The organism is Mycobacterium zoologicum (genome assembly GCF_020181635.2).
Taxonomy (GTDB): Bacteria; Actinomycetota; Actinomycetes; order Mycobacteriales; family Mycobacteriaceae; genus Mycobacterium; species Mycobacterium zoologicum.
In genome coordinates, this window is sequence record NZ_JAYJJS010000070.1 from 1 (window position 1) to 2,816 (window position 2,816).

Sequence of the window (2,816 nt, forward strand, 5' to 3'; positions counted from 1 at the left end):
GCCCGGGGCCAAAATTCATGCAGATCAGTGGGGCCAAATCACTTGACGAAACGCAACCCGGCGCAAACTGACTGGCTCGACTACCTTGCTCGTGCCAATATTGACCGCATGGCCCACTCGCTGCTCGATCGGGCGATCTACTCATATCCGGACGTGGATCGCCTTGTCGGCTTGCACGCCGGCACTGCGAGGCGCTGGCTGGAGGGTTACACCCGCGGCGGCAAGTTCTACGACCCGGTGCTCCGAGAGGAACCGACGGGCTCGGACTCGGTGACCTGGGGCGAGATGGTTGAGTCTCGGCTACTGGCCGAGTACCGCAGCCGGGATGTCCCTGTCCAGCGACTCCGTCCGGCTATCGTCGCGCTCCGCGGCGAATTCGGGCGCTACCCGTTGGCTCATGCGCGCCCGTTTCTCGAGGTTGAAGGGCGCGAACTTGTCCGGATTGTGCAGGACCGGGTCGGCCTTGAGCGCCCGCTTCAACTCGTGGTGATTCGCAATGGGCAACTGGTGTTGGCGCTCCCAGCCGAGCAATTCCAGTCAGCAGTCGGATATACCGACGACGTGGTGGCCCACATGAAGCCGGATGTCCGCACCCCGGAGGTCGTGATGGACCCGCGTAGGGCATTTGGCCAACCCGCGATCCACGGTGTGAAGACTGAATCGCTTGCTGAGGACTACCGGGCTGGCACCAGCCGCGATGCCCTCGCGGACCTCTACGACCTTACGCTCGAGCAGGTCGATGAAGCCATCCGCTTCGAATTGATCGCAGGTAGCGAGCGCGCTGCCTGATGGCCCAGGGGGTTGCGCCGGTGTACTTCACCGACGAGAACACCCTCGGCCTGGGCAAGCTCTTGCAACGCTGCGGACGCGAAGATATCCGGTACCCCGGACACGAGGAACTGCCGGAAGTTCCACGCGGCACCGACGATCAGGATTGGCTCCCGGTAGTCGGTGCCCTCGGGTTCATCGTGCTCAGTCGAGACCGGCGCATCAGGTCGCGTCCTGCGGAACTGCGCGCCTATCACGAACACGGTGTCCGTTCCGTCTGGATCGGAGCCAAACAGGATCTCGGCCCGCAGCAGCAGGTGGAGATCTTCCTCCAATACGAGGAGCGCTTGAAGCGGGAGATTGTCAAACGTGGCCCTGGCCCATGGGCCGTGGCGATGAACCCATCAGGCGTGAGACCGTTGCAGCTGCGACCCAATCCCGGGGCGTTGAAGCACCGATCTTGACCCTTCCCCGAGGGCCAGTGATCTGGATGCTGTAGTGCTGCAGACCGCATCTTCTGCTCGGCCACCTCGGGATTGGCGTTGCGGCCCTTCACGATCGCCACGCGACTTCTTCCTACCGGGAATCGAATGCCCACGTGATCGCCCGAGCGAGACTCGGCGAGTAGTACGCCCGATCCGGAGTCTTCTTGAACCGCAGTGAGCCGGGATGCTCCGGGAACAGCAGGTACGTCATGTCTTGCCTGGAGGCTCGCAGCTTGACGAACGGCCACGCCAGGTGACGCCCATCGGGGTAGCGCGACGACAACGCCTCCTTGGCATCTTTGCCGAGACCAATGATCAGTCGCGGCCTGACCACGTCCAGCTCCTCGTGGAGGAAGTGCCGGCAGTTGTCGATCTCATGACGATGCGAGGGCCTGTCGTCAGGGGGGTGGCAGTGCACGACGTTCGTGATGAAGATTTCGCTCTTGGCGCGACCGGCGAGTTTCAGAGCATTGTCGATGTAGCTGCCGCTTCCTCCGGTGAACGGAATCCCGGTCTCCATGCACGCACGGCACAGGCTCTGCCCGACAATGGCCACCGGGGAATCCTCCGATCCGTACCCGGCCGCCGAACCAGTCACCCCGCGTTCGTTCATCCCCGGGCACTCCCGGCACGCGCTGATCCGGTCAGCTACGAGCTTGAGCGCTCTCCGCTTTGAATCCATCGCCATAGCGCGATCGTCTCACCGGTGTCCGACAGGGCCGAGGGAAATTGCGGGAACGATTCCCGCCTTCGTTGGCGCGGTGCGCAGTTCTCCACTGCACCGGCAAATAGCCGGGCCGCAACCCAGACTGCCTGCCGACAGCCCGGAAAGGTGACCTCGACCGGATAATTGAACGCATGACGGACACGGTGAAGGTGACGCTGGATCGTGACAGTGTCGCCATGGCCGATGACGTTGAGTCCCATCGAGTTTTCTGGATCTTCAGCAGCTCGGCCACCATCGATGATCTGCTGGTCGAGATCTCGAATCACTACCTGCCCGAAGTCGCCGGACCAGCCGGGTGGTGTGTTGACGTCAACACCGACGACCAGGTCCGTTGCCGTCAGATCGGTGTGATCTATACCCGTGATGACCTCAGGCAGAAAGACCACATCTGTAGATTGACCACCGGCACAACAACATTAGGGGAACTGGCGCGATTGGCTAACGTCCCCGACCTTGATGTGTACGCCCGGTATCTGAGGCGGGACATGGGGCGCCCGGTTGCGCTGAGCGAAGTGACCGGGGGCCGACGTATTCATTGCTCGCAATTTTCACTTTCTCACCGACCTGCACTGCCGGGCCAGCATGACCGTCGCCGCACAACTACTGGGAACCGAGACGGCGAAATACGAAGACCTCCAGGCAATGGCCGATACCGGCGACCAAGCTGCTGTGGTGACCCTGGCGATGGTTCTCGCTGCGTTCGAGTGGAACACCGTCCGCGGCAGCTGGCGTGCCGGCGGATCTCCGTACCGCAGGCCCTATTTCGAGTTCCTCGCGAGTTGTGGATATTGCGCTGGGTGAGAGCCACTGTTCCGCTGTTCGGTGAGCCACTGTTC

The 2,816-nt window shown here is 62.5% G+C and carries 5 protein-coding genes; 3 read left to right on the forward strand and 2 right to left on the reverse strand.

Features of this window, described 5'->3' with window-relative positions; all coding sequences use genetic code 11:
• Together K6T84_RS23740 and K6T84_RS23745 are read left to right on the forward strand one after the other, a co-directional pair.
• The coding region (locus tag K6T84_RS23740) for a DUF433 domain-containing protein (protein ID WP_329786987.1) at positions 1 to 789 on the forward strand (789 nt) is incomplete at its 5' end.
• Positions 790 to 809: 20 nt separating this feature from the next.
• A complete protein-coding gene (locus tag K6T84_RS23745) occupies positions 810 to 1,232 on the forward strand; it encodes a PIN-like domain-containing protein (RefSeq protein WP_255612424.1) in 423 nt (140 codons plus the stop codon).
• A 112-nt stretch (positions 1,233 to 1,344) separates the two neighbouring features.
• Here K6T84_RS23745 and K6T84_RS23750 read toward each other — a convergent pair whose 3' ends face one another.
• Together K6T84_RS23750 and K6T84_RS23755 are read right to left on the reverse strand one after the other, a co-directional pair.
• On the reverse strand, positions 1,345 to 1,866 hold the full coding sequence (locus K6T84_RS23750) for a uracil-DNA glycosylase family protein (RefSeq protein ID WP_329786988.1): 522 nt from the start codon (positions 1,864 to 1,866) through the stop codon (positions 1,345 to 1,347).
• A 35-nt stretch (positions 1,867 to 1,901) separates the two neighbouring features.
• Positions 1,902 to 2,366, reverse strand: coding sequence for a hypothetical protein (locus K6T84_RS23755; protein ID WP_224863820.1), 465 nt, complete (start codon positions 2,364 to 2,366; stop codon positions 1,902 to 1,904).
• 196 nt (positions 2,367 to 2,562) lie between these two features.
• Between K6T84_RS23755 and K6T84_RS23760 the strand changes: the two genes are divergently transcribed.
• Complete coding sequence (locus tag K6T84_RS23760) at positions 2,563 to 2,781, forward strand: hypothetical protein (RefSeq protein ID WP_329786989.1); 219 nt, start codon at positions 2,563 to 2,565, stop codon at positions 2,779 to 2,781.
• Positions 2,782 to 2,816: the final 35 nt, after the last annotated feature.